Annotated in this window: 18 protein-coding genes and 1 pseudogene; 14 read left to right on the forward strand and 5 right to left on the reverse strand. The window is 46.7% G+C overall.

Going from position 1 to position 22,478, the window contains the following annotated elements; all coding sequences use genetic code 11:
- Window positions 1-30 precede the first annotated feature (30 nt).
- The 5 genes from QNH46_RS12260 to QNH46_RS12280 all read left to right on the forward strand — a co-directional run bounded on the left by QNH46_RS12260 (window position 31) and on the right by QNH46_RS12280 (window position 8,721).
- On the forward strand, window positions 31-1,470 hold the full coding sequence (locus QNH46_RS12260) for a 6-phospho-beta-glucosidase (protein ID WP_283924564.1): 1,440 nt from the start codon (window positions 31-33) through the stop codon (window positions 1,468-1,470).
- 258 nt (window positions 1,471-1,728) lie between these two features.
- A complete protein-coding gene (licT, locus tag QNH46_RS12265) occupies window positions 1,729-2,559 on the forward strand; it encodes a BglG family transcription antiterminator LicT (protein WP_283924565.1) in 831 nt (276 codons plus the stop codon).
- A 248-nt stretch (window positions 2,560-2,807) separates the two neighbouring features.
- A complete protein-coding gene (locus tag QNH46_RS12270; protein ID WP_283924566.1) occupies window positions 2,808-4,706 on the forward strand; it encodes a beta-glucoside-specific PTS transporter subunit IIABC in 1,899 nt (632 codons plus the stop codon).
- Window positions 4,707-4,897: 191 nt separating this feature from the next.
- Window positions 4,898-5,467, forward strand: coding sequence for a TetR/AcrR family transcriptional regulator (locus QNH46_RS12275; protein WP_283924567.1), 570 nt, complete (start codon window positions 4,898-4,900; stop codon window positions 5,465-5,467).
- Window positions 5,468-5,568: 101 nt separating this feature from the next.
- Complete coding sequence (locus tag QNH46_RS12280; protein ID WP_283928423.1) at window positions 5,569-8,721, forward strand: bifunctional cytochrome P450/NADPH--P450 reductase; 3,153 nt, start codon at window positions 5,569-5,571, stop codon at window positions 8,719-8,721.
- 15 nt (window positions 8,722-8,736) lie between these two features.
- On the opposite strand, the pseudogene QNH46_RS12285 reads toward QNH46_RS12280, so the two are convergent.
- Window positions 8,737-9,725: pseudogene (locus QNH46_RS12285) on the reverse strand (arsenic resistance protein).
- A gap of 134 nt (window positions 9,726-9,859) precedes the next feature.
- Here QNH46_RS12285 and pelA point away from each other — a divergent pair.
- From pelA to QNH46_RS12300, 3 genes are all read left to right on the forward strand, one after another.
- Complete coding sequence (pelA, locus tag QNH46_RS12290; protein WP_283924568.1) at window positions 9,860-10,819, forward strand: pectate lyase; 960 nt, start codon at window positions 9,860-9,862, stop codon at window positions 10,817-10,819.
- A gap of 254 nt (window positions 10,820-11,073) precedes the next feature.
- The gene (locus QNH46_RS12295) at window positions 11,074-12,054 is read left to right on the forward strand and encodes an aldo/keto reductase (protein WP_283924569.1); all 981 of its coding nucleotides are present in this window, start codon (window positions 11,074-11,076) and stop codon (window positions 12,052-12,054) included.
- A gap of 107 nt (window positions 12,055-12,161) precedes the next feature.
- On the forward strand, window positions 12,162-13,253 hold the full coding sequence (locus QNH46_RS12300; RefSeq protein WP_283924570.1) for a tetratricopeptide repeat-containing glycosyltransferase family 2 protein: 1,092 nt from the start codon (window positions 12,162-12,164) through the stop codon (window positions 13,251-13,253).
- Window positions 13,254-13,266: 13 nt separating this feature from the next.
- Here the strand turns inward: QNH46_RS12300 and QNH46_RS12305 are convergent, their stop codons facing one another.
- Together QNH46_RS12305 and QNH46_RS12310 are read right to left on the reverse strand one after the other, a co-directional pair.
- Entirely contained in the window at window positions 13,267-14,094 is an 828-nt protein-coding gene (locus tag QNH46_RS12305) for a collagen-like triple helix repeat-containing protein (RefSeq protein ID WP_283924571.1), read from the reverse strand.
- 208 nt (window positions 14,095-14,302) lie between these two features.
- Window positions 14,303-15,061: a YheC/YheD family protein gene (locus QNH46_RS12310; RefSeq protein ID WP_283924572.1), complete on the reverse strand. Its 759-nt coding sequence runs from the start codon at window positions 15,059-15,061 to the stop codon at window positions 14,303-14,305.
- A 225-nt stretch (window positions 15,062-15,286) separates the two neighbouring features.
- Here QNH46_RS12310 and QNH46_RS12315 point away from each other — a divergent pair, with 225 nt between their 5' ends.
- The 6 genes from QNH46_RS12315 (at window position 15,287) to QNH46_RS12340 (ending at window position 20,515) form a co-directional block, all read left to right on the forward strand.
- Window positions 15,287-16,378, forward strand: coding sequence for a glycosyltransferase family 4 protein (locus QNH46_RS12315; protein ID WP_283924573.1), 1,092 nt, complete (start codon window positions 15,287-15,289; stop codon window positions 16,376-16,378).
- Window positions 16,379-16,906: 528 nt separating this feature from the next.
- Window positions 16,907-17,353, forward strand: coding sequence for a MarR family winged helix-turn-helix transcriptional regulator (locus QNH46_RS12320; protein ID WP_283924574.1), 447 nt, complete (start codon window positions 16,907-16,909; stop codon window positions 17,351-17,353).
- 131 nt (window positions 17,354-17,484) lie between these two features.
- Window positions 17,485-18,507, forward strand: coding sequence for an NADH:flavin oxidoreductase/NADH oxidase (locus tag QNH46_RS12325; protein WP_283924575.1), 1,023 nt, complete (start codon window positions 17,485-17,487; stop codon window positions 18,505-18,507).
- A 97-nt stretch (window positions 18,508-18,604) separates the two neighbouring features.
- Window positions 18,605-18,907, forward strand: a complete 303-nt coding sequence (locus QNH46_RS12330; protein ID WP_283924576.1) for a Dabb family protein — start codon at window positions 18,605-18,607, stop codon at window positions 18,905-18,907.
- 65 nt (window positions 18,908-18,972) lie between these two features.
- Window positions 18,973-19,473, forward strand: a complete 501-nt coding sequence (locus QNH46_RS12335) for a GNAT family N-acetyltransferase (RefSeq protein ID WP_283924577.1) — start codon at window positions 18,973-18,975, stop codon at window positions 19,471-19,473.
- Window positions 19,474-19,624: 151 nt separating this feature from the next.
- The gene (locus tag QNH46_RS12340; RefSeq protein ID WP_283924578.1) at window positions 19,625-20,515 is read left to right on the forward strand and encodes a hypothetical protein; all 891 of its coding nucleotides are present in this window, start codon (window positions 19,625-19,627) and stop codon (window positions 20,513-20,515) included.
- 23 nt (window positions 20,516-20,538) lie between these two features.
- On the opposite strand, the gene QNH46_RS12345 is transcribed toward QNH46_RS12340, so the two are convergent.
- A complete protein-coding gene (locus QNH46_RS12345) occupies window positions 20,539-21,930 on the reverse strand; it encodes an aldehyde dehydrogenase (RefSeq protein ID WP_283924579.1) in 1,392 nt (463 codons plus the stop codon).
- 24 nt (window positions 21,931-21,954) lie between these two features.
- Window positions 21,955-22,257, reverse strand: a complete 303-nt coding sequence (locus tag QNH46_RS12350) for an ArsR/SmtB family transcription factor (protein WP_283924580.1) — start codon at window positions 22,255-22,257, stop codon at window positions 21,955-21,957.
- Window positions 22,258-22,478 lie beyond the last annotated feature (221 nt).

Below are 22,478 nucleotides of genomic sequence, written 5' to 3' on the forward strand. Positions count from 1 at the left end.
CGAGGACATGATTAGGAAGGAGTACGATCAATGAACCAATCTGCTTTTCCGGAAAATTTTCTTTGGGGTGGGGCAATTGCGGCCAATCAGGCGGAAGGAGGTTACCTTGCCGCTGGCAAAGGACTAACTCTGGTGGACTTGCTCCCTACGGGCGCCAAGAGAAGAGACATTATGAAAGGCTATGTACCTTCGTTTAATCCGCTGGAAGGGGAATTCTATCCTTCGCATGAAGCCATTGACTTCTATCATCGTTACAAAGAGGATATCGCATTGTTCGCCGAAATGGGATTCAAAGCGCTGCGTGTCTCGCTATCCTGGGCACGCATTTTTCCTACGGGTGAAGATGCTCTCCCGAATGAGGCAGGACTGAAATTCTACGACGATCTGTTCGACGAACTGCTGAAGCATGGCATTCAGCCTGTTGTGACTCTGGCTCATTTTGACGTGCCTGTGGCCTTGATCGAGAAATACGGCAGTTGGCGAAACCGCAAGTTGGTAACTTTATTTGAGACTTACGCTAAAACGGTACTTAAGCGTTATAAAGACAAGGTGAAATACTGGCTTACCTTCAATGAAATCAACATGCTGCTGCATCTTCCATTCTTGGGAGCGGGGCTCGTCTTCAAGGAAGGCGATAACGTCATGCAGATAAAATACCAGGCGGCGCATCATCAGCTCGTGGCAAGCGCGCTCGCTGTCAAAGCCTGCCATGAGATCATTCCCGGCGCGATGATCGGCTGCATGCTTGCGGCAGGAAACTTCTATCCGTATACCTGCAATCCGGAGGATGTGTTCCAGGGTATGGAGAAAGACCGCGAATCTTATTTCTTTATCGACGTGCAGTCGCGGGGAGAATACCCGGGTTATGCGAAGCGGTTCTTCCGCGATCATCAGCTGAACATTGAGATGGAACAGGGCGATGCGGAAATTCTGAAAAATCATACTGTGGATTACATCGGCTTCAGTTATTATTCTAGCCGGACGACCAGCACCGATCCGGAAGTAACAAAGAACATGACCAGCGGTAACGTATTCGGCTCCGTGGCCAACCCTTATCTCGCGAAGTCCGAATGGGGCTGGACGATCGACCCTAAAGGCTTCCGGATTACAGCAAATCAACTGTACGACCGTTATCAGAAGCCGCTCTTCGTCGTCGAGAACGGCCTGGGCGCAATTGATGAAGTTACGCCGGAAGGGGAAATCCTGGACGATTACCGGATCGACTATTTGCGCCGGCATATCGCCGAAATGAATGAGGCGATTCTGGACGGCGTAGAAATTATCGGGTATACGAGCTGGGGACCGATCGATATCGTCAGTGCTTCTACTGGCGAAATGAAGAAGCGCTACGGATATATTTACGTGGATCGGGATAATCAAGGCCAGGGGACGCTGCGGCGGATCAAGAAGAAAAGCTTCAATTGGTACAAAAATGTGATCCAATCGAACGGTGCAGATTTAGGAAATTAATGGCGCCAATTCGATAAAGAGGAAGCCTTTTGCATATAGGCTTCCTCTTTATCATGAAAGCGTTGACAGCAGCATTTGAACAAGCTAAACTTAATTCAAATTTATCATTTGTAGGATTGTTACTGCTGCTCGCAGGCAAAACCTATGCCGCAAATTTTAAGATGTAAGGTCTTAATTTATTTGTTGCGCATTAGGTTTTTTTATTATCCATAAGGGAGCATGCAGTCGATTCTTGCCAAGTGTAAAGGACGGGGGAATATGAGAGTAGCCAAAGTCATCAACAACAACGTCATCAGCGTCATTCAGGAGGATGGAGCGGAATTAGTCGTCATGGGCCGGGGAATTGCGTTCAAGAAGAAGCCTGGCGATGAAGTTGATGAGAATCGCATTGAGAAAGTATTTGCGCTGAAAAACCAGCAAACTACCGCTAATTTTAAAATGCTTCTGCGCGAAGTTCCGATGGAGCTTGTCGTCATTGTGGAGGATATTATTCAATTCGCCAAGCAGCAGCTTGGCAAGCAGTTGAACGAGAACATTTACGTGTCCCTGACTGACCATATCAATTTTGCAATCGAGAGGCAGCAGAAGGGTATGGAGATCAAAAATGTGATGCTGTGGGAAATCAAGCAGCTGTACAAAGAAGAATTCCAAATCGGCATGAGAACAGTGGAGAAAATTAAACAGAAGCTGGGCATCGAGCTTCCCGAGGACGAGGCTGCTTTCATTGCCATTCACCTCATCACGGCGGAGATGAACGAAGAAGTCAGCACTACGATGAATATTACCAAGTTCATGCAAAACATTATTAACATCGTTAAATATCACTACAAAACGGAGTTTGACGAGGAATCGCTTAGCTATTTCCGTTTCATTACGCATTTGAAATTTTTTGCTCAGCGGGTGTTTAAAGGCAAGCATTACGACAACAACTATGAAGCTTTGTACATGATGATCAAAGAGAAACATCAGGAGGCTGCCGCCTGCACCGAGAAAATTAAGCGGTTTGTGGAGAAAGAGTACGGGCATGAGCTGACCAGCGAGGAAATGCTGTATTTAACTGTACATATTGAGCGCATAGTAAGCCGTTAAAGGCTTTGACTAGGCTAATTTGCAACAATAAAAGATATATGTTGACAATTTGAGAGAAGCGTTATATTCTATTGCCAACACAACATCATAACATCTCAGACGGGATTGTTACTGGTTATGCAGGCAAAACCTAAGTAGTGATAAATTGGACTTTTACAGGTCCTTCATTTATCATCACTTAGGTTTTTTGTTTGCTTGCATTACCCAAATTTTACCTTTTTTCGACCTATAGCGTGGAGGTGCAGGGCATGAGTTATGAGAAATTGGCTAGAGAAATTGTACAGGGCGTCGGCGGAGAAAACAACGTCGTTTCTCTCGTCCACTGTGCAACGCGTCTGCGTTTTGTCCTGAAGGACAATGGCAAGGCAGACAAAGCGAAGCTGGAGAAGACAGTTGGAGTTATTACGGTCAAGGAGAGCGGCGGACAGTTTCAGGTCGTCATCGGCAACACCGTTCCTGAGGTGTACAGCGCCATCAGTAAAGTTTCCAGCATTCTGAACGATTCATCGAAGGCAGAGGAGAAACCGAAGGGCGGCAAGTTCGGGTTTGGAAGTATCGTCGATGTAATCTCCAGCATATTCGCTCCTTTGCTTGGCGTTATGGCCGGGGCGGGGATTTTGAAGGGGCTCCTGCTTATCGCGAGCAATTTCAAGTGGCTGGAACCTACGGATACGACGTACATCATCCTGTTTGCTGCGGCGGACAGCCTATTCTACTTCTTGCCCGTGCTGCTGGCCGTTACAACAGCAAGAAAATTTGGAGGCAATGTATTTACGGCGGTGACCATTGCCGGAGCACTTCTATATCCTTCAGTCATTGCATTGAAGTCGGCAGAAGGGGGAGTGAGCTTTTTCGGAATCCCGGTCGTCATGATGAGTTATTCTTCTACAGTCATTCCCATTATTTTATCCGTCATCGTGATGAGTAAGCTGGAGAAATTATGCAATCGCTTCATTCATGAGAGTGTCAAAAATTTTATTACGCCGTTAATTTCACTAGTCATTATGTTACCGCTTACCCTAATTGTGTTTGGACCATTCGGCGTATACGTTGGAAACGGGATTGCCGAAGGATTGCTTGCTGTATTTTCTTTCAGTCCGCTGCTTGCGGGAGCGATTCTCGGAGCAGGCTGGCAGGTGCTCGTCATATTTGGAGTTCACTGGGGACTGGTTCCCGTATTTATCAATAACGTGGCGGTATACGGAAAAGACAGCATCAAGCCGCCGGCAACGGCTTCGGTCTTTGCGCAAACAGGTGCAGCGTTCGGGGTTATGTTAAAAACAAAAAACAAAAAGCTGAGAACTCTTGCGGGTTCGACAACACTCTCCGCATTGTTCGGAATTACCGAGCCGGCGGTGTACGGGGTAACCTTGCCATTGAAGCGGCCGTTCATCGCGGGAATCATCGGTGGAGGCGTCGGCGGAGCGATTATCGGCCAGGCGGGTACGCAGGCTTTTGCTTCCGGAGCTCCAGGGCTTCTGACACTTCCGATATTTTACGGACCAGGCGGGCAAGGGTTCCCGGGTCTCATCCTAGGTATTGTTACAGCGTTCGTCGTCTCGGCTGCACTGACCTATATTCTAGGCTTTAAAGACCCGGTAGATGAAGAGGAAGGAGCTGCCTCAACAGAACCTAAGGCGAAGCGTGAACAAGGACAAACTAGCGAGAAGTCCAGCGTAACCGCTTTAAGTCCAATTAGCGGGACTGTCGTTCCGCTGGAAGAGGTGCCTGATCCAGCGTTCGCGTCTGAAGCTATGGGCAAGGGAATTGCGATTGAGCCGGACTCTGGCAGAGTCGTCGCTCCATTTGACGGCACGGTTACCGTCGCTTTCAAGAAGAAGCACGCGCTTGCGGTCGTATCCGATGAAGGCGCGGAAATCCTCGTCCATGTAGGGATCGATACAGTTAAGCTGGATGGCGAATTTTTCACCTCCTACATTCAGGAAGGAGAGCGGGTCAAAGCCGGACAACTGCTGCTTGAATTCGATATCGAGAAGATCCGGGCGGCTGGATACCACACAGTTACTCCGGTTATCGTTACGAATACGCTGGATTATGTCGACGTGCTTCCACTGCAAAACGGGCAAATCCGTGAGCAGGATAAACTGTTGCATATTATCGGTGATGGAAGTAAAAATGAATCGTAAGTTTTTTATGGAAAAGACCGTTTTCTCCGGAAAACGGTCTTTGTATTTGATAAAGTCCTTTTCTAGGCATTTATTCCTCATTTCGCTAGTAAAATGGCATTAAATAACACAAAAGTAATTGACACCTAAAAATTGAAATAGTAAAAATAAACTGAATGAATATTCATTCCGGTGGGAAGGGGGTTGAAAAAATGTCGCACAACAAGCGGGAGGATATTCTTGAAGCCGCATTAGAGTTATTTGCTGAGAGAGGTTACGATGCAACGACAGTCCCGACAATTGCGCAAAAAGCTAACGTAGGGGCCGGGACCATCTATCGTTATTTTGAGAATAAGGAAGTTCTCGTTAATTGTTTATATCAAGAATGCGTGCAGCAATTGGCCCAGGCGATGATATGGGATGAGCCACTCCAAGATGTACCCATCCGGCTGAAATTCAAGCATATTTTTATGCAAATAAGTAAGTTTGCTTGTGATCATGAACGAGCATTGGCTTTTATTGATTCTCATACTGGCGCCCAGTTTTTGGATGAAAGCAGCACAAGGATGTTCCAGTCGTTTCTGGATACGATTCGGCATGTTCTTGATGAAGGCAAAAGTCAGGGAATACTCTGTCGATTGCCCTCAAATGTGCTAATTGCCATTGTCTACGGTTCTTTGGTTGAACTCTTTAAATTGATCCGCATAGGTGCTATTGAACAATCGCCGAGTTTACTGGATCAAGTTGAGGAATGTTGCTGGAATGCGATTCGTGTTCATTGACAAAATGAGCATGGACGTTGCGGAATGAATATTCATTCCGAGTCTTTCACGCGATGTATTTATATTAATAATGAAGGAAGTGGAGGTTTTTGTTAAAAGTGATGACGATCCCACAACCCAAAACGTATGGTCCGCTTGGCAATCTTCCTCTCATTGACAAGGAAAAACCAATCCAATCCATGGTTAAGCTTGCGGATGAATACGGACCTATTTTCCGTTTGGACCTACCTGGAAGAAGCAGTATATTTATTTCCGGACATGAACTGGTTGCTGAAGCTTGCGATGAATCCCTTTTCGATAAAAACGTTTCCGCTGCGCTGCGTAAAGTTCGCGCGTTTGCTGGAGATGGTCTGTTCACGGCAGAAACGAATGAACCCAACTGGAAGAAGGCACACCATATATTGCTGCCAAGCTTCAGCCAGAGCGCAATGCGGGGATACCACGACATGATGGTTGATATCGCCATACAGCTTGTACAAAAGTGGGCTCGCTTGAATTCGGATGAAAGTATAGATGTCTCGGAAGACATGACTCGATTGACATTGGATACAATTGGCCTATGCGGATTCAATTATCGATTTAATAGTTTTTATCGTGAACAGCCGCATCCTTTTATTACTAGTATGGTTCAGGCGCTGGGTGAGGCCATGAGTCAGCTCCAACGCTTGAATATTCAAGATAAACTGATGATAGGAGCGAAGCAGCAATTCAAGCGCGATATTCAAATGATGTATTCATTAGTGGATAAGCTTATTGCAGAAAGAAAGGCTTCGGGTGATAAAGGCGGAGATGATCTGCTTGCGCATATGTTAAATGGTAAAGACCCTGATACAGGTGAGGGGTTGGATGATGAGAACATCCGGTATCAAATCATTACGTTCCTGATTGCCGGACATGAAACAACGAGTGGACTACTGTCCTTTGCTCTGTACTATCTTATGAAGAATCCGAACGTATTGGCCAAGGCTTATGAAGAAGTGGATCGAGTCCTTACGGATCCTGTGCCAAGTTACAAGCAAGTTCGAGAGCTGAAGTATATTCGCATGATCCTGAACGAAGCTCTGAGACTCTGGCCAACGGCCCCGGCTTTCTCGTTATATGCAGAGGAGGACACGATCCTGGCTGGGAAATACCCTCTTAAAAAGGAGGAAACCATAGTCGTGCTAATTCCCAAGCTCCATCGGGATACGAGCGCATGGGGGGAAGATGTCGAGGAATTCCGGCCGGAAAGATTTGAGGATGCAAAGAAAGTTCCTTACCACGCTTACAAGCCTTTTGGAAACGGCCAGCGGGCATGCATCGGCCAGCAATTTGCAATGCAAGAAGCTACCCTGGTGCTTGGAATGGTACTTAAGCAATTCGAATTGATCGACCAAAAAAATTATCAGCTGCGTGTAAAAGAAACGCTAACATTAAAACCTGAAGGCTTTACAATACAAGTTCGTCCTCGTATGAGGCAAAGTAGTTTTGTATTCCATACTGCGGAAAAAGGGGGAAATGACTCTAAGCTGACTGAAAAGGTCATTGTGCCAACTGTTGAAACGCACGGCACTCCTCTTCTGGTGTTATATGGATCAAACATGGGAACAGCCGAAGGGATAGCGCGAGAGCTTGCGGAAACGGCCCGGTGTCATGGGTTTCATAGCGAGGTGATGCCGCTGAACGACGGAGTGGGCAGGCTGCCTAAGAAAGGGATAGTTCTCATAGTTTCGGCTTCCTATAATGGCCAACCGCCGAACAATGCCCGTGGATTTATACAATGGCTTGAGAATATAGAGCAAGGGGATTTGGCAGGAGTCCATTATTCGGTATTCGGCTGTGGGGACCATAACTGGGCAGATACGTATCAGCACATTCCACGTTACATTGATAAGATGCTGGAAGCTAAAGGAGCATTACGTGTTGCAATTCGTGGTGAAGGGGATGCGAGCGGCGATTTTGAAAATCAGATGGATAGTTGGAACGAGACCCTTTGGGCGGAATTGCGGAGTACGTTGAACCTCAGTAGTAATACGCAAGAACGCAGCAGGCTGACGTTACAGTTTGTGAACGGATTGGCAACAACTCCAATTGCGTCAAGCCATGATGCCTTTCCGGCTGTCGTAGAGGTGAATAGGGAACTTCATTGTGAAGGCAGCAGCCGAAGCACTCGGCATATTGAAATCATGCTTCCAGAAGGCAAAACTTATCGGGAAGGCGACCATCTAGGAATAATCCCAGTGAATGATCCTGCGGTCGTCGAGCGTGTTCTGCGCCGTTATGGATTTCAGGGCAATGAGCATGTCATTATACAGGCCAGCGGACGCAGCGGTGCCCACCTTCCGCTGGATAGACCGGTTAACGTGCATGATCTATTGAGCCACTGTTTAGAATTGCAGGAAGCTGCTACCCGGGCGCAGCTTCGCGAGCTTGCCGCATTCACAGTATGTCCGCCACATCAGAAGGAATTAGAAGTCCTTCTACAGGAGACGGCTTATAAGGAAAAGGTGCTGAACAAACGCTTGACGATGCTAGATCTGCTGGAACGCTATCCGGCTTGCGAGCTTCCGTTCGAACGCTTTGTCGAGCTGCTGCCACCGCTAAAACCGCGTTATTATTCCATTTCTAGCTCGTATCAATGGCAAGGGAACAAGGTGAGCATTACGGTCGGTATCGTACGCGGGGCGGCGAAGAGTGGAAACGGCGAGTATCGCGGTGTTGCCTCCAATTACCTGGCTAACCGGCAAGCCGGGGATTCCGTACAGGTGTTTCTGAATACCCCTGATTCCGGATTTCAATTGCCTGACGATCCGAGCGTTCCGATCGTTATGGTTGGACCCGGCACGGGCTTTGCTCCTTTCCGAGGTTTTCTCCAGACTCGGCAAGTTCTAAAGAATTCAGGCCAAGCGCTGGGCGAAGCGCATCTGTACTTCGGCTGCCGCAATGAATTGGACCATATATACCGGGAGGAAATAGAGCAATTTGAGAAGCAGGGGATTGTAACTGTACACACGGCCTACTCACGAAAAGAGAAAAAACCAAAAATCTATGTCCAGCATTTGATGCAAGAGAATTCGGCAGAGATCATGCGAATTTTGGAGCAGGGCAAGTTGTATATTTGCGGAGATGGAAGCAAAATGGCTCCGGATGTGGAGTCCTGCCTGCAGAAAGCATATCAAAACATTCATTCAGCAAGCCGAGAGGAAGCCCGGCAATGGCTGGAGATCATGCAGAATGAAGGGCGTTATGTCAAAGACGTTTGGGCTAATAATTAACTTGATGGTATTGTTTCATTTATACCGATTCAGTCCGTGTGGGCTGTCACGCATGAGCAGGTGGGGGACCGCTCTAACATAAATTAGTTCGCCAATCAGCTCTATAATGGTTTGCGTTACGATAACTACAGTTACGCCTTCCCTTAAACCTTCAGGAAGCGCAAGCGCAAACGGAAGGACGACAAGAGAATTGCGGGTTCCCGCACTAAATATAAGCGCCCGTCCTGCACCGACATCTAATCGAAAAATTCCCGCCAAGATACGGGCAATTACTGGAACAATGATCATATAGGCCACATATACGGGGATGGCATAACGCACGTAATCCGGTGAGATATACAGCTTAGAGATTTGCGAGGCTACAATAACGAATAATGTCATCGCCATGAACGGAACAGGAAGCCAACCAGCAGCATGAAGAACGCGCGTTCCTACCGCCTTTTTATTGGACCACCATTGGGTAAGTAAAGCAAGTATTAGAGGAATAACGATTAAGCTAATGAACGCCTCTAGAAATGGACCGGCACTCACAATCCCGGATGCTTGTCTCCCCATAAATAACCATAAATAAAGCGGCAGAAGAAGCATCTGCGTAACAAAGAGCAGGGGGGTCGAGATTAAGATGAGTTGTGCATTTCCCCGGCCAAGATGTGTAAACACGATGACATAATCGATGCAAGGCGTTAGCAGAACCAACAATACGCCTAATAGCAAGGCTGGATCGGTGGGCAAGAAACGAGAAAGTCCCCATACAATTAGCGGGACTGCGATAAAGTTCATAATCAGCAAAGCATAAAAAACCTCTGGTCCTGCAGAGCTTCCTTTAGTCGGAAGAAAGGGATTTGCGTAAACATCCCGTACATGAGAACAGCAAGCAGGAATGAGAGGGCAGACTCCAAATTCGAACTGAATTCTGGCCGGCATATGCCAACTCCAGCGGCAGCAATCAGGGTGATTATATAAATCCATACTTGATTCATTTCAATTTTATCTCGTGATAACATGATTTCTATTAGTCTCCCATAAAATTATTTTACAAGGCATATGATAGCATATTTTTTGATAATGGGGCTGTTGTATACATCGTCTGTATTTCACTGAATTTATTCTATTTCATCAAAGAAAAGGAGTTTGCTAAATGAAGAAGACAACATTATCTCTAGCTCTAGCAATTACAATGATTCTATCCGTGCCGGCAGTTGTGCTGCATCCGTCATCGACGGTTGTGGCTGCAGATGCCTCGGGGACGACGGCAAGTATTTCCGATATCCTGAAGAACCAGCAGCAGGACGGCGGATGGAAGAAGGATTACGCTGTAACTAGCGGAGAATGGGCAAAGTCCACGATCGATAATAAAGCTACATATTCCGAGATTCGCAGACTGGCCAGTGAATACAAGAAGACGAAGGACAGCAAATATTCCGCGGCAGCGGTTAAGGGCATCCATTTCCTGATCAACATGCAGTATTCCAACGGCGGCTGGCCGCAGGTCTATCAAAGCTCCGGTTATCATAAACATATTACCTATAACGATGATGCGATGATCAATGTCATGATTTTACTTGATGAGGTTGCTAACAAGAAAGGTGATTTCTCTTTCGTAGACAGCAGCTTGGCGAGCAAGAGCAAGCAGGCCGTTGATAAAGGCGTTGGATGCATCCTAAATACTCAAGTCGTTGTGAATGGCAAACTGACCGCCTGGGGACAGCAGCATGACTCATCGACCTTGAAGCCGGCAGGAGCACGGGTCTATGAAGTCCCTTCTTTAAGCGCGTCAGAAAGCACCACGATCGTAAAATTCCTAAAGACCAGAACGGCAAATACTAAAATTACCGCTTCTATAAAGGCGGCTGAAGACTGGTTCAAGGCGGTTCAGATTACCGGGATCAAGGTCGTCAAGGAAAATGGTGATGTCGTTGTGGTGAAAGACTCCAGCGCAAAGACACCAATCTGGGCTCGATTGTATGAAATCGGTACGAACAAACCTATATTTGTAGGCCGTGACGGCGTAGTGAAATACAATCTTAGCGAGATTGAGAAAGAAAGAAGAACCGGTTATGCTTGGTACGGCAGCTGGCCTGCCAATGTGTTGAAATAATACTGTCAGTTCATTATAACTAAGGCGTTACAGAGCTTGCTGTAACGCCTCTTTTTTGTTCAATTTTGTGTAACGCATGCAGCAGTCTATTTGCCCCCTCTGATTTGGATGGCCAGTATTCGTCCCGCGATCAATGCATGCAAAATAATGACGATCCTCTTCGCTTGACTTGGAGTTAACTCCAGATGCCATAATATTGGTATTTACAATAATCCTTACAATAACCCTATTAGTAGAAAGCGAGGAAGGATCGAATGGAATACGTAAAGCTTGGAAACACCGGAATCGATGTATCACGGCTATGTCTTGGCTGTATGGGGTTTGGCGTGGCAGAACGATGGATACACCCATGGGTGCTTGATGAAGAGCACAGTCGTCCCGTAATAAAGGAGGCACTGGAGCAGGGGATTAATTTTTTCGATACGGCCAATGTATATTCCGATGGAACAAGTGAGGAAATCGTAGGTCGGGCCTTGAAGGATTATGCCAACCGGGATGAAATTGTCCTCGCGACGAAGGTTTATTTCCAGATGCACCAGGGGCCTAACGGTTCAGGGCTTTCCCGCAAGGCCATTATGAGTGAAGTAGACAAGAGCTTGAAAAGGCTTGGAACGGACTATATTGATTTGTATCAAATTCATCGCTGGGACTACAATACGCCGATTGAAGAAACGATGGAAGCTTTGCATGATGTCGTGAAGGCTGGGAAGGTGAGATACATTGGCGCATCAGCTATGCAAGCCTGGCGGTTTCTAAAGGCAAACTACATCGCGGAGAGAAATGGATGGACCCGGTTTGTATCCATGCAAAATCATTACAATCTCCTATACCGGGAAGAGGAGCGGGAGATGATGCCGTTATGTAAGGAAGAAAAAATCGGCGTGATCCCCTATAGTCCACTCGCATCAGGCAGATTGACACGCGATTGGTCAGAAGCAACCCATCGTTCCGAAACGGATCAGGTACAGAGATCCAAATACGATGCGATGGCTGATGCTGACCGCTTGATCGTCGAGCGTCTTGCAGCCATCGCAGAGGAACGCGGAGTCCCCCGCGTGCAAATTGCACTAGCCTGGCTCTTGCAGAAGGAGCCGGTGACGGCGCCGATCATCGGTGCTACGAAAACCTCGCATCTCAAGGACGCGGCAGCTGCATTGGACATAAAGTTAACGCCTGAGGAAGTGGCCTCGCTTGAAAAACCGTATATTCCTCATGATGTCGTTGGATATAAGTAAAAGGTTTGCCTGAACCATGCAGAACCATTTGATCCGTATGTCATAAACTAATTGGAGGTGAAGACGAAACGGAGGTGGGGAAGGCTTTGGCCACGATAAGCCTTTGTATGATCGTTAAAAATGAAGAAGAAACTATTGCAAGATGTCTCTCATCCGTTCAATCCATCGTGGATGAAATGATCATTGTAGATACGGGTTCTTCCGATAAGACCATCGAAATTGTCAGCGAATTCACGCCCCATGTATATCACTTTCCATGGATGGATGACTTTGCAACGGCAAGGAACTTTTCCTTCAGTAAAGCCAACATGGATTATATTTTATGGCTGGATGCCGACGATATTCTATCCGAGGACAATATTCATAAACTAATGCTTCTTAAGACCGCCCTGGGCGCATCGGTGGATTCGGTCATGATGAAGTATATATTGGATCGGGATGAATACGGCAAGCCTAGTTATAGCGTCAAAAGAAATAGGCTCGTTCGAAGAGAAAGGGACTTCAAATGGAAGGGATTCGTTCATGAATATCTGGAGGTAGGCGGCAATATTATGGACTCCGATATTGAGGTCGAGCATCATAGTATAAAAGCAACGGCTTCCGATCGTAATCTTAAAATATATGAGAAACATGCTGCTGACGGAAAGCGGTTCACACCACGAGATTTGTATTATTATGCAAATGAGTTGTACGATCATGGGTTGTATAAACGAGCGAAGAGATTTTATCTCCGATTTCTTCGAACGGGCGAAGGCTGGAAGGAGGACAATATTCAAGCTTGCGGCAAGTTGTCCGACTGTTGTCATTTTTTAGGCGAGCACGATAAATCTCTGGATTGGGCATTTCGCTCATTTCATTATGATGCTCCCAGGGCAGATCTTTGTTGCCGAATCGGATATTATTTCATGCAACAGAAGCAGTGGGATCGGTCGATTTTCTGGTATAAGACGGCTTCAAGGCTCGATCTGCCCAAAGAGATGCCAGGATTCATTAATTACGCATGCTGGACATGGCTTCCACATCTGCAGCTTTGCGTATGTTACTCCAACCTAGGACAATATGAATTGGCTTACGAGCATAATGAACTAGCGAGAACCTATCGTCCAGACGATCCGCGGATTCTGCATAACAAGGAGTATTTGGAGACAGTCGGGGTTTCTTTGAAACAAGGCGTTACCGCTTCAGAAGTAACGCCTTGATGGGAATAATTCGTTAGATATTAATATCCGCGGCGGTAATTGCTCCCTGATTAATGGTAATGGTCTGTTGACCTGACAAGGCGTTGCCGGTTGCCTGCAAAGTATACGTATGCGTGCCCGTGGGAGGTGCCTCATCACATGTAGTGAAAGCCGTGGTAATCGGGCTATTGGCGGAAACGGGCGTATCGCTTGCGGTATCAATAACCGTGGTTCCATCGCGAAGAATCGTGAAAGTAATCGTCGGGTTGGCTGAACTTGGCGTCCATGTCGAAGATGCTACTAACCAAACTCGGTTGGTTGGTGCAGCTACATTGACCGTTACGGTTCCCAGTGTTGCCGTCGGGGCTGCCGCCGTTAAAGTAATACCGCTAAATCGCGCACAGTCAAAGGATGAGAAAATTCCAGCTGGACCCGTTGCTCCAGTAGCACCTGGCGCACCGGTGGCACCTGTAGCGCCCGTAGCACCAGTGGCCCCCGTAGCTCCTGCAGCTCCAGTAGCACCTGTAGCACCCGTAGCCCCGACAGGCCCCGCAGGCCCCGCAGGCCCCGTGGGTCCCGGTGGCCCTCCTGCAGGGCCAGTGGCTCCCGTAGCGCCCGTGGCACCTGTAGGCCCGGGAGGTCCAGGGATGCCCTGGGCTCCATTCAATCCTGGAGGTCCTGTTACTCCGGCAGGGCCCGTAGCTCCCGTAGCGCCTTTGGCACCAGCGGGCCCAATAGGTCCTTGCGGTCCAATTGGGCCCGCAGGCCCTGCTGGCCCCGCAGGCCCGGCAGGTCCAACGGGTCCTGTCGGAGCGTTAACAACAATCTTTGGCGGTGGGCAAACGAGTTTTTTCTTGACCACAAAGCGGTTTTTTCCTCTTTTAAATCGGCATATCGGCTTTCTTATTCTTCTTACTTTACAGTGCTTGATTCTCAATGGGTTTACACCTCCTGTTTTGCTATATCGTATGGCAAACATGGAGATGCGGAATGGACGAATGTATCGTAGACTTTAGCGGATTTACACGGGCCTAGTCCAAGGTTAGCCGCTTCATTTTATTCGATTGCGTTTATACCGCCGCAGCTGCTTTTTTATAGTGAATCACTTTTCTATACATCGTTTTATCCGATAATTTGTTGAATATATAAGGATCCGGGTTGGTGTTCACTTCAATAATCCATGGCGTCCACGTATGATCGAACCCAATATCCAATCCGATTTGCTGAATTCCTGGGTACTTCTTATGAAGAGATTTTGCTGTGGTCACGCCTAAATCGTTGAGCTCACGCGTCTTTTTTTGGATTTCGCGAGTGGAAATGTGAGCGGCCAGCAGGCGGTTAATGTCCATAAGTGTGCCGCCATTGTGATAATTCGTCACTATTTTATTCGGGTGGGCAACTCTCCCAATGAGACCCGTCGTCTCCCATTTTCCTTTGGGATTCAACTGCACCATCACCCTAATGTCAAAGCGCCGTTTGTTGTATTTCAATAGATGAATGCCTTTTTGAATAAGGTATCTTTTTTTGCGTGTATGACTTTGGATGGATTTGGAAAATGATTCATAATCCTTGAAGGATTTCTCCGTGGTTCCTGTTTGATACGCATATCTCCCGGTTTTCAATTGCTGTGCGCGTATAACTCCATTGCCGTAAGTCCCGACTTCTGGTTTGATATATACCATGCTATAACGCTTCAGCATGTTCTTCAGGGTCAAGTCACTGAATTTTTGAGTATCCGGAATGTAGGGGAGAATCTTATTGTTTTTAAGGAGCACTTTTGTTTTTGCCCATTTACTCATGACTGCCCGACGTGGTTTCTTTTCGCTCATCCTCTGGATCCCTCCTGATTAACTGGTTCTGCATGACGTTTATCCTTTCACATTCTATGTATGCATTCCCTTTTGCGAGTAGGCAGTTTATACATTTGGCAAAAACAAATCCTATGCCGCAAAAAGGGCTGGATGCAAGGTGAACAGACCATACCTATTTCAAAAGATTGAATACGTATAGTAGTGTTCTAACAGAATTCGTGCAGTAGAGAGGAAGAGCGAACTATGAGGATCTTAATTGTTGCTCCAGAGCAAATTCCTGTTCCTGGAAACGGATCGGTGGAAATAAGCATACTCGCTGTAGCGAAACAGCTTGCAAAGAAACATACGGTGACTGTCGTAAGCAGAGCTGCAAAGGGGCTGCCCGTTCAAAGCAATGAAGGCGGAGTAACCATTGTCAGGGTTCCATCCGGCAGCTCAAAAATTTATATCGCCTCTGTTCTCCGCTTTATTCGCGGGAAGGCTTTTGACGTGATACAGGTTGACAATCGTCCTCACTACATGTCATCCATTCAACAGGCATTTCCCAAAATGAAGGTGACTTTATTCCTGCATTCACTCACATTCGTACCTCCGCATCACAGTATTGCTAGAAGCTTAAAGCATGCCAAGCTCATCATTGCGAACAGCAGCTCGCTAAGACAAAAATTAATGCACCGCTTCCCCGCAGCGGCAGCCCAGATCCAAACCGTTGAACTGGGGGTCGATACAGGCAGATTTCGCCCCGCGACAGCCGCAGATCGGGCCAACTACAGAAAAAAATATGGAATAGGCGATAAATACACGGTTCTGTTTGTTGGGCGGGTTATTCCGCGCAAGGGTGTTCCTATATTACTAAAAGCAGCCAGCCTTGCTAGTCAAGAAATTCCCCTTCAAGTGGTTATAGCCGGACGGGGCAGCGCTTCGTACATGAAGCAGTTGCGAGCACTGGCATCAAAATTGAATGTGCCTGTCAAATGGCTCGGCAAACAGAAACATTCCGATATTCATAAAATATATCAGGCAGCGGATTGTTTGGTTTGCCCTTCACAAAAGCACGAAGCCTTTGGACTAGTGAATATTGAAGCCATGGCATCGGGATTGCCAGTGATTGCTTCCAGAATTGGGGGGATACCTGAAATCGTGAAGCATGAAAGCAATGGATTTCTAGTAGATGATTACAGGCGCGCCGAACGGTTTGCCCAATATTTGATCAGACTTGGAAAAAATAAAGAGCTGGGGCGCAGCATTGGAGCAAGGGGAAGAAGCAGCGTAATTCAGAATTTTACATGGCGGCTAACAGCCGACAGGCTATCTTCGCTATATGCGCATAGATAGAAGTACCATAATGAAAACTAGGTTCATAACCAATATTGCAGATCATAAAGAGGGGAATGTCGGCAAAATGGAGTATCTTGGCGGCATTACCCTTTTCAGTCGTTAAAGGGGGACAACGAAACAAGTGCCAACTGAAATCAAAGAGAAGAACCCCTATAGCGGCTGTGCATTTGCGTGTAAATATTGTTATGTCAGAGAAATGCCGATTCAAAAGTTTAAGGAGATGCCTTGGGGAGATCGGAGACGGTCTCTTGGGCAGGCGTTCTGAAAGATTAGGCATGCCTCATTTATTTGAGACCCATGATTTGTCCAAGTGGTATCAAAAGGATATTCATCTGAGGGTTAAAATGTATTTTAAGTCGTTTTTTCCTGGCGAAATGATACGCGTCTCCAAGGACGAAGCTTTCCCAATCCATAAACATGAACCTGTTTGACTATTCAAAATAAGACAGATAGAATAATGAATTAACATGTTTAATTGAGGATACGATACCTAAAGACGGGAAAGATGAGGTGAATGGAGTACGCATGAGCAGCCGCAGTAAAAGCGATCTCATAGACAGCTGGATGTCCATAACAAATCTCCAGACACAGATCAATAACAGCATTGAAGCAGAACTGCAAGCTAAGCATGACCTTTCACTAAAAGAGTTTTTTGTTTTATATCTCCTAGCGCAAACAGAGGACAAAAAGCTGCGTTTGCAAGAGCTTCAGGAGTGGGTTGGCCTTAGTCAAAGCGCCATTTCACGGCTAGTTGGAAGATTAGAGGCCAAAAATTGCCGTACGCTGCAAAGAGATGTATGCGAAGATGACCGCAGGGGGATATACACTTGTCTCACTCCGTTCGGAGAAGTGAAGTTTCAGGAATCGCTAGCTACGGTTGAGACTTTGCTGAGGGATAATCTCACTAAAGAACAGTTATTGCAGGAATTGAGTTCACTCGCTAGGACTGTACAACATAATTATGATATTTGAAAACCTCAGATACGTTCTGAAGGTTTTTTCTTTATGCGAAACGTATTTGATGAAGTTGACAAAGAAATTTATCCGTGATAATTTATATGCGCGCGCATGCATTTAATTATGATGATAAAGGAGTGGTTTTCGTGAACCATTTGTTTAGCCCATATCAAATTAAAGGTTTGGAGTTAAAAAATCGTGTCGTCATGCCGCCGATGTGTCAATATTCCGTCGAGAATAAGGATGGCATAGCTACCGACTGGCACTATCTGCATTATGTTAGCCGGGCCATTGGGGGAGCCGGGTTTATTATCATAGAAATGACCGATGTGGAACCCGATGGCCGCATTAGCGATTATGATTTAGGATTATGGTCTGATGAGCAAATTCCAGCGCTGGCGAGAATCGTAGAAGCATGCCACAAATACGGCGCCAAAGTTGGCATCCAAATTGCTCATGCTGGGAGAAAAGCGGAGGATGCGGCGGAGCCGGTCGCCCCGTCGGCCATTCCGTTTGACACGGATTGGAAGACTCCGCGAGCTCTGACTACATCAGAAGTTAAAGATATGGTAGAGAAATTCCGTCAAGCTGTACAACGTGCAGTTAAAGCTGGATTTGATGCGATTGAGATTCATGGTGCTCATGGGTACTTAATTCATCAATTCCATTCCCCGTTAACCAATCAGCGAGATGATGAATATGGAAAGGATCTTACGAAGTTTGGCCGGGAGATTATAGAAGCAGCTAAAGCTGAGATGCCTGATGACATGCCTTTAATGATGCGTATTTCAGCTAAAGAGTATGTCGAGGGCGGTTACGGAATCAACGAGAGCATTCAATTTGCTAAGCAATTTAAAGAGGCTGGAGTAGATATGTTTCATATTTCCTCTGGCGGAGAAGGCCCGATTGGCGCTTCCGGTAAACCAGGCACACATGCAGCTTACCAGGTCCCCTTGGCTAGAGAAATTAAGGCTTCACTGGATATTCCGGTCATCGCTGTCGGCAGACTGGAAGACCCCATCCTGGCCAATGCCGTTATAGGCAATGAGGACGCGGATCTTGTAGCGATCGGAAGAGGAATGTTAAGGAACCCTTATTGGACGCTTGAAGCAGCAGCAGCTCTAAAGCAGGAAATTACTGTTCCTAAACAGTACACTACAGGATTTTAATCGTTTCCAGTACTGCTTATTTATAAATGAGCAAATTTTTGTTACCATGGTAGAAATCAAGCGCAACGTATTGCACGGAAATTGAGGAGGAAATTGGATGAGCTCGATTAAACACATGGTTACATTCTCATTGCATTCTGGTAAAGATAACCCAGAGACAGAGGCTTTTTTGCAGATAAGCAGAGAAGAACTAGCAGCAATCCCTGGCGTTGAACAATTCGAGGTGTTTCGTCAGGTGAGCGCCAAGAACGAATTTGATTACGGATTCTCTATGGTATTTGCAGATCAGAGTGCTTACGATGCTTACAATAACCATCCGGTACATATTAAATATGTTGAGGAGCGTTGGAATACAAAAGTGAGCCGTTTTCAGGAGATTGATTTGGTTATCCATAAGTAAATAAATATGATCTGAAGGCAGCCGAAATGGTTGCATTTGAGACTTTTATTTTGGAGGATTCCGATATGCAGCTGACTTTAGCGAAAATTGAAACCGAGCAGGAACTTGCCTCCTTGGCTGAGCTGGCCTCGGACATTTGGCATGAGTATTTTGTTGGCATGATTTCCAATGAACAAATTGATTATATGGTGGAGAAATTTCAATCCTTTCCAGCGCTAACGGATCAAATCGCGAAGCAGGGTTACGAATATTATTTTATGACTGTCCAAGGCAACCCCATCGGCTATCTGGGCATCAAGCCAGAGGAGAGCAAGCTGTTTCTCAGCAAGTTTTATTTGCAGAAAGAACATCGCGGTAAAGGTTATGGCAGTCAGGCGCTGGCGCTGCTGGTGGATATTTGCCGAAGCCGGAATTTAGGCGCCATCTGGCTTACGGTCAACCGGCACAATGCTTCTACGATCGCGGTATATGAGAAAAAAGGCTTTAAAACTGTCCGCACGCAAGTGGCGGATATCGGAAACGGCTTTGTGATGGACGATTACGTCATGGAAAAAGAGCTGGATTGAGCATGAAGCGGCAAGCGGTTGTCACGGGATGGATCCCGGTGAACAGCCGCTTTTTTTGATGTCAATGCTGCGCAGGAAGAATCTTCTTGTCTATTTTTCCAATAAATCTTGGTAAGGTAGAGGATAGCCATTGATATGAGGTGATGAGTGTATGAATAAGAAACACTGTTTGTTCTGCGATGAGATAGTCCCAATTAAGGCAGAAGGGGACTACGATGTATATTTAGGCTGTTCCTGTTCGCCGGATGGATTCTACAGCTTGCGTAGAGACAGCTACGAAACGATTCATTCGCTGCCGCACCACAAGAAACGTGATATGTTCCATCTCGTCTCCGCTTATATCCGGGAGCACACAGATCGCGAGGAGAAGGTCGCTCTATCAGAAGGCGATTTGGAAGCGATCGTCCATTCTCCGAACCTTCCTGTGACCATTGAAGATAAAGGCAACCGTCTGCTGCAATATTTATATAGACATTCCGAAGGCCCAGGAGAACCGGTTGTTATTCAACCGCTCTCCAGCAGTTATAACCTGACCTATTCTCCCAATCTGCAGGAGCTGGTATATATTATTGATAAGCTGAGGGGCGAGCAGCTGCTTATCCGGGAGGGAATGGCTTTTCAACTGACGGAAAAAGGATGGAGCGAGGCTGCTGCAACCGCTGGTGGAAAAAAGTTAAAGCCATGCTCCGTGCTTATCGCGGATGGAGAGGGCTTCCGCACGGAGTGGCTGCAAATGCTGCTGCCCACCATAGAACAGTACGGTTATCTGCCGAGCTTGCTTGCGCCTGCGGCAACAGAGAACGCTGAGGCGTATTCTTTAGAGCAAATTACGGACAGTAAGCTAGTTATTGCGGATTTAACCGGACAATCCCCTGGGGTGTATTTTGCGGCGGGATATGCGCTAGGTTTGAACATCCCTGTGATTTGGACCGTGAAAAGCAGCGATGCCGAAATGCTGCCTGTGAGATTCAAAGAGATCCGCCCCATCGTTTGGGATACGGCCGAAGAGCTGGCAGCATTTCTTCAACAGAGACTGGGTTGATAGCGCGTGAGCCATGTTTCTCATCAACGCAATACTTTTCTGATCCACTTCAGGTTATCCCTGTAAGGCGGAAATAAGATCTTCATGTCAAACTTTGTGTTCTTTTTCATGATGCTTTTCGTATGGGAGAACAGGTCAAAGCTGTATTTACCATGATAAGCGCCAATGCCTGCCTCCCCGACTCCTCCAAACGGGAGGTTTGGATTGGCCACATGCGTGATGGTGTCATTGATACAGCCGCCCCCAAAGGAGATGCGGGTAAGCACTTCATTTTCGACACTTTGATCTTTCGTAAATAAATAGAGGCCAAGCGGTTTGGGACGGGAAATAATCATCTGGATCGCTTCGTCTAATTGTTCATAGCCCATAATGGGGAGTATCGGGCCAAAGATTTCATCTTGCATCGCCGCATCGGACCAGGAAACGGCATCAAGAAGGGTAGGCTCAATATAAAGGTCTTCTCGGATTGTTTGACCGCCGAACAGCACATTCGCTTGATCCTTTTCCAATATCGCGGCTAATCGATCGAACTGCTGTTCGTTGACGATGCGGCCATAATCGCTGCTTTGTCGTGCATCCGTGCCGTAAAAGGATGTAATGGCCATTTTCATCTTTTCGATTAATTCTGCTTTAATATCTGTGTGGGCGAGTACATAATCCGGAGCAATGCAGGTCTGGCCTGTGTTTATCAACTTGCCCCACATGATTCTCTTGGCTGCTGAATCGATATCCGCTGTACGATCTACAAGGACAGGGCTTTTGCCGCCAAGCTCGAGCGTGACGGGGACGAGATTTTTAGCAGCGGCCTCCATGACGTTTCTGCCCACAGGTACGCTTCCGGTAAAAAAGATATAGTCAAATGGAGCGTGTATTAGAACCGAGGTTGTTTCTCGTTCACCTTCAATTACGCGAATATAGTCTTCATCGAAAGTTTCCTGTATCAACGTCTTGACGGCGGCAGCCACGGCAGGGGTCTTCTCGGAGGGTTTTAAGACGGCGCAATTTCCTGCGGCAATCGCTCCGATCAGCGGTTCGATCAGCAATTGAAACGGATAATTGAACGGCCCGATGATCAAGACGGTTCCGTAGGGTTCCTTATACATGTAGCCGCGGGAGCCTATATGATAGAAGGGAGTTTTGACTTTCTGCGGCTTTGCCCATTGGCGCAAGTGTTTCATAGTATGACGGATGTTGTTCAGGGTATAGCCAATCTCCGTCGTGTAGGCTTCGAATTCGTTTTTTCGCAGGTCCTTATATAAGGCCGAAAGCAAATTCTGCTCATGGCGCCGGATCGCATCGGACAACTTCTTTAGCTGGTCCAGACGGCATTGAACGCTTCGCGTTTGACCGCGGTTGAAATACCGGCGATGTTCCTGCAGAAATTGAGCGGCCTGATTTGATGTTAAATCGTCCATTTTCTTCCTCCCCATAAGGCGATTTTATAAACAATCTCTTTCTAATGTGACCAATAATTCTCTTAACAGCTGCACGGATTCCTCCAGAGACAGGGAATAATACCGCTGTGTGCCCTGTTGTTCGACCTGGACTACGCCCGCATTTTTGAGTAGCTTGAGATGGTGGGAGATTGCCGGCCGCGACAAGGACATTCGTTCCGTAATTTCATTCACCGTCAGACTGCCGTTTTCGGACAGCAACAGCAGGATATCCTGACGATGCGCATCGCTCAGGGTTTGAAGAACGGGAAGGCATTCCCGAAAGATGTTTAGAGCTTCTTTTCCCATTCACAACATCCCCTCAATTATAGGATTAAATGTTTAAACATTTCGACGAACTTTTACCGTTGATATTACAACATCACCCGGAGGGAAGCAACCACAATCACATTTACACCCATTTCTATAGCCGATGAATTTGTTCTAATACATGGCAGGTGACGAAGTTGTCACTTGCCATGTAATTTTGTTATATTAAACAAATGATTGTTTGTGAGCTTTTATATAAA

Origin of the sequence: Paenibacillus woosongensis (genome assembly GCF_030122845.1) — a bacterium.
GTDB classification, from domain to species: domain Bacteria; phylum Bacillota; class Bacilli; order Paenibacillales; family Paenibacillaceae; genus Fontibacillus; species Fontibacillus woosongensis_A.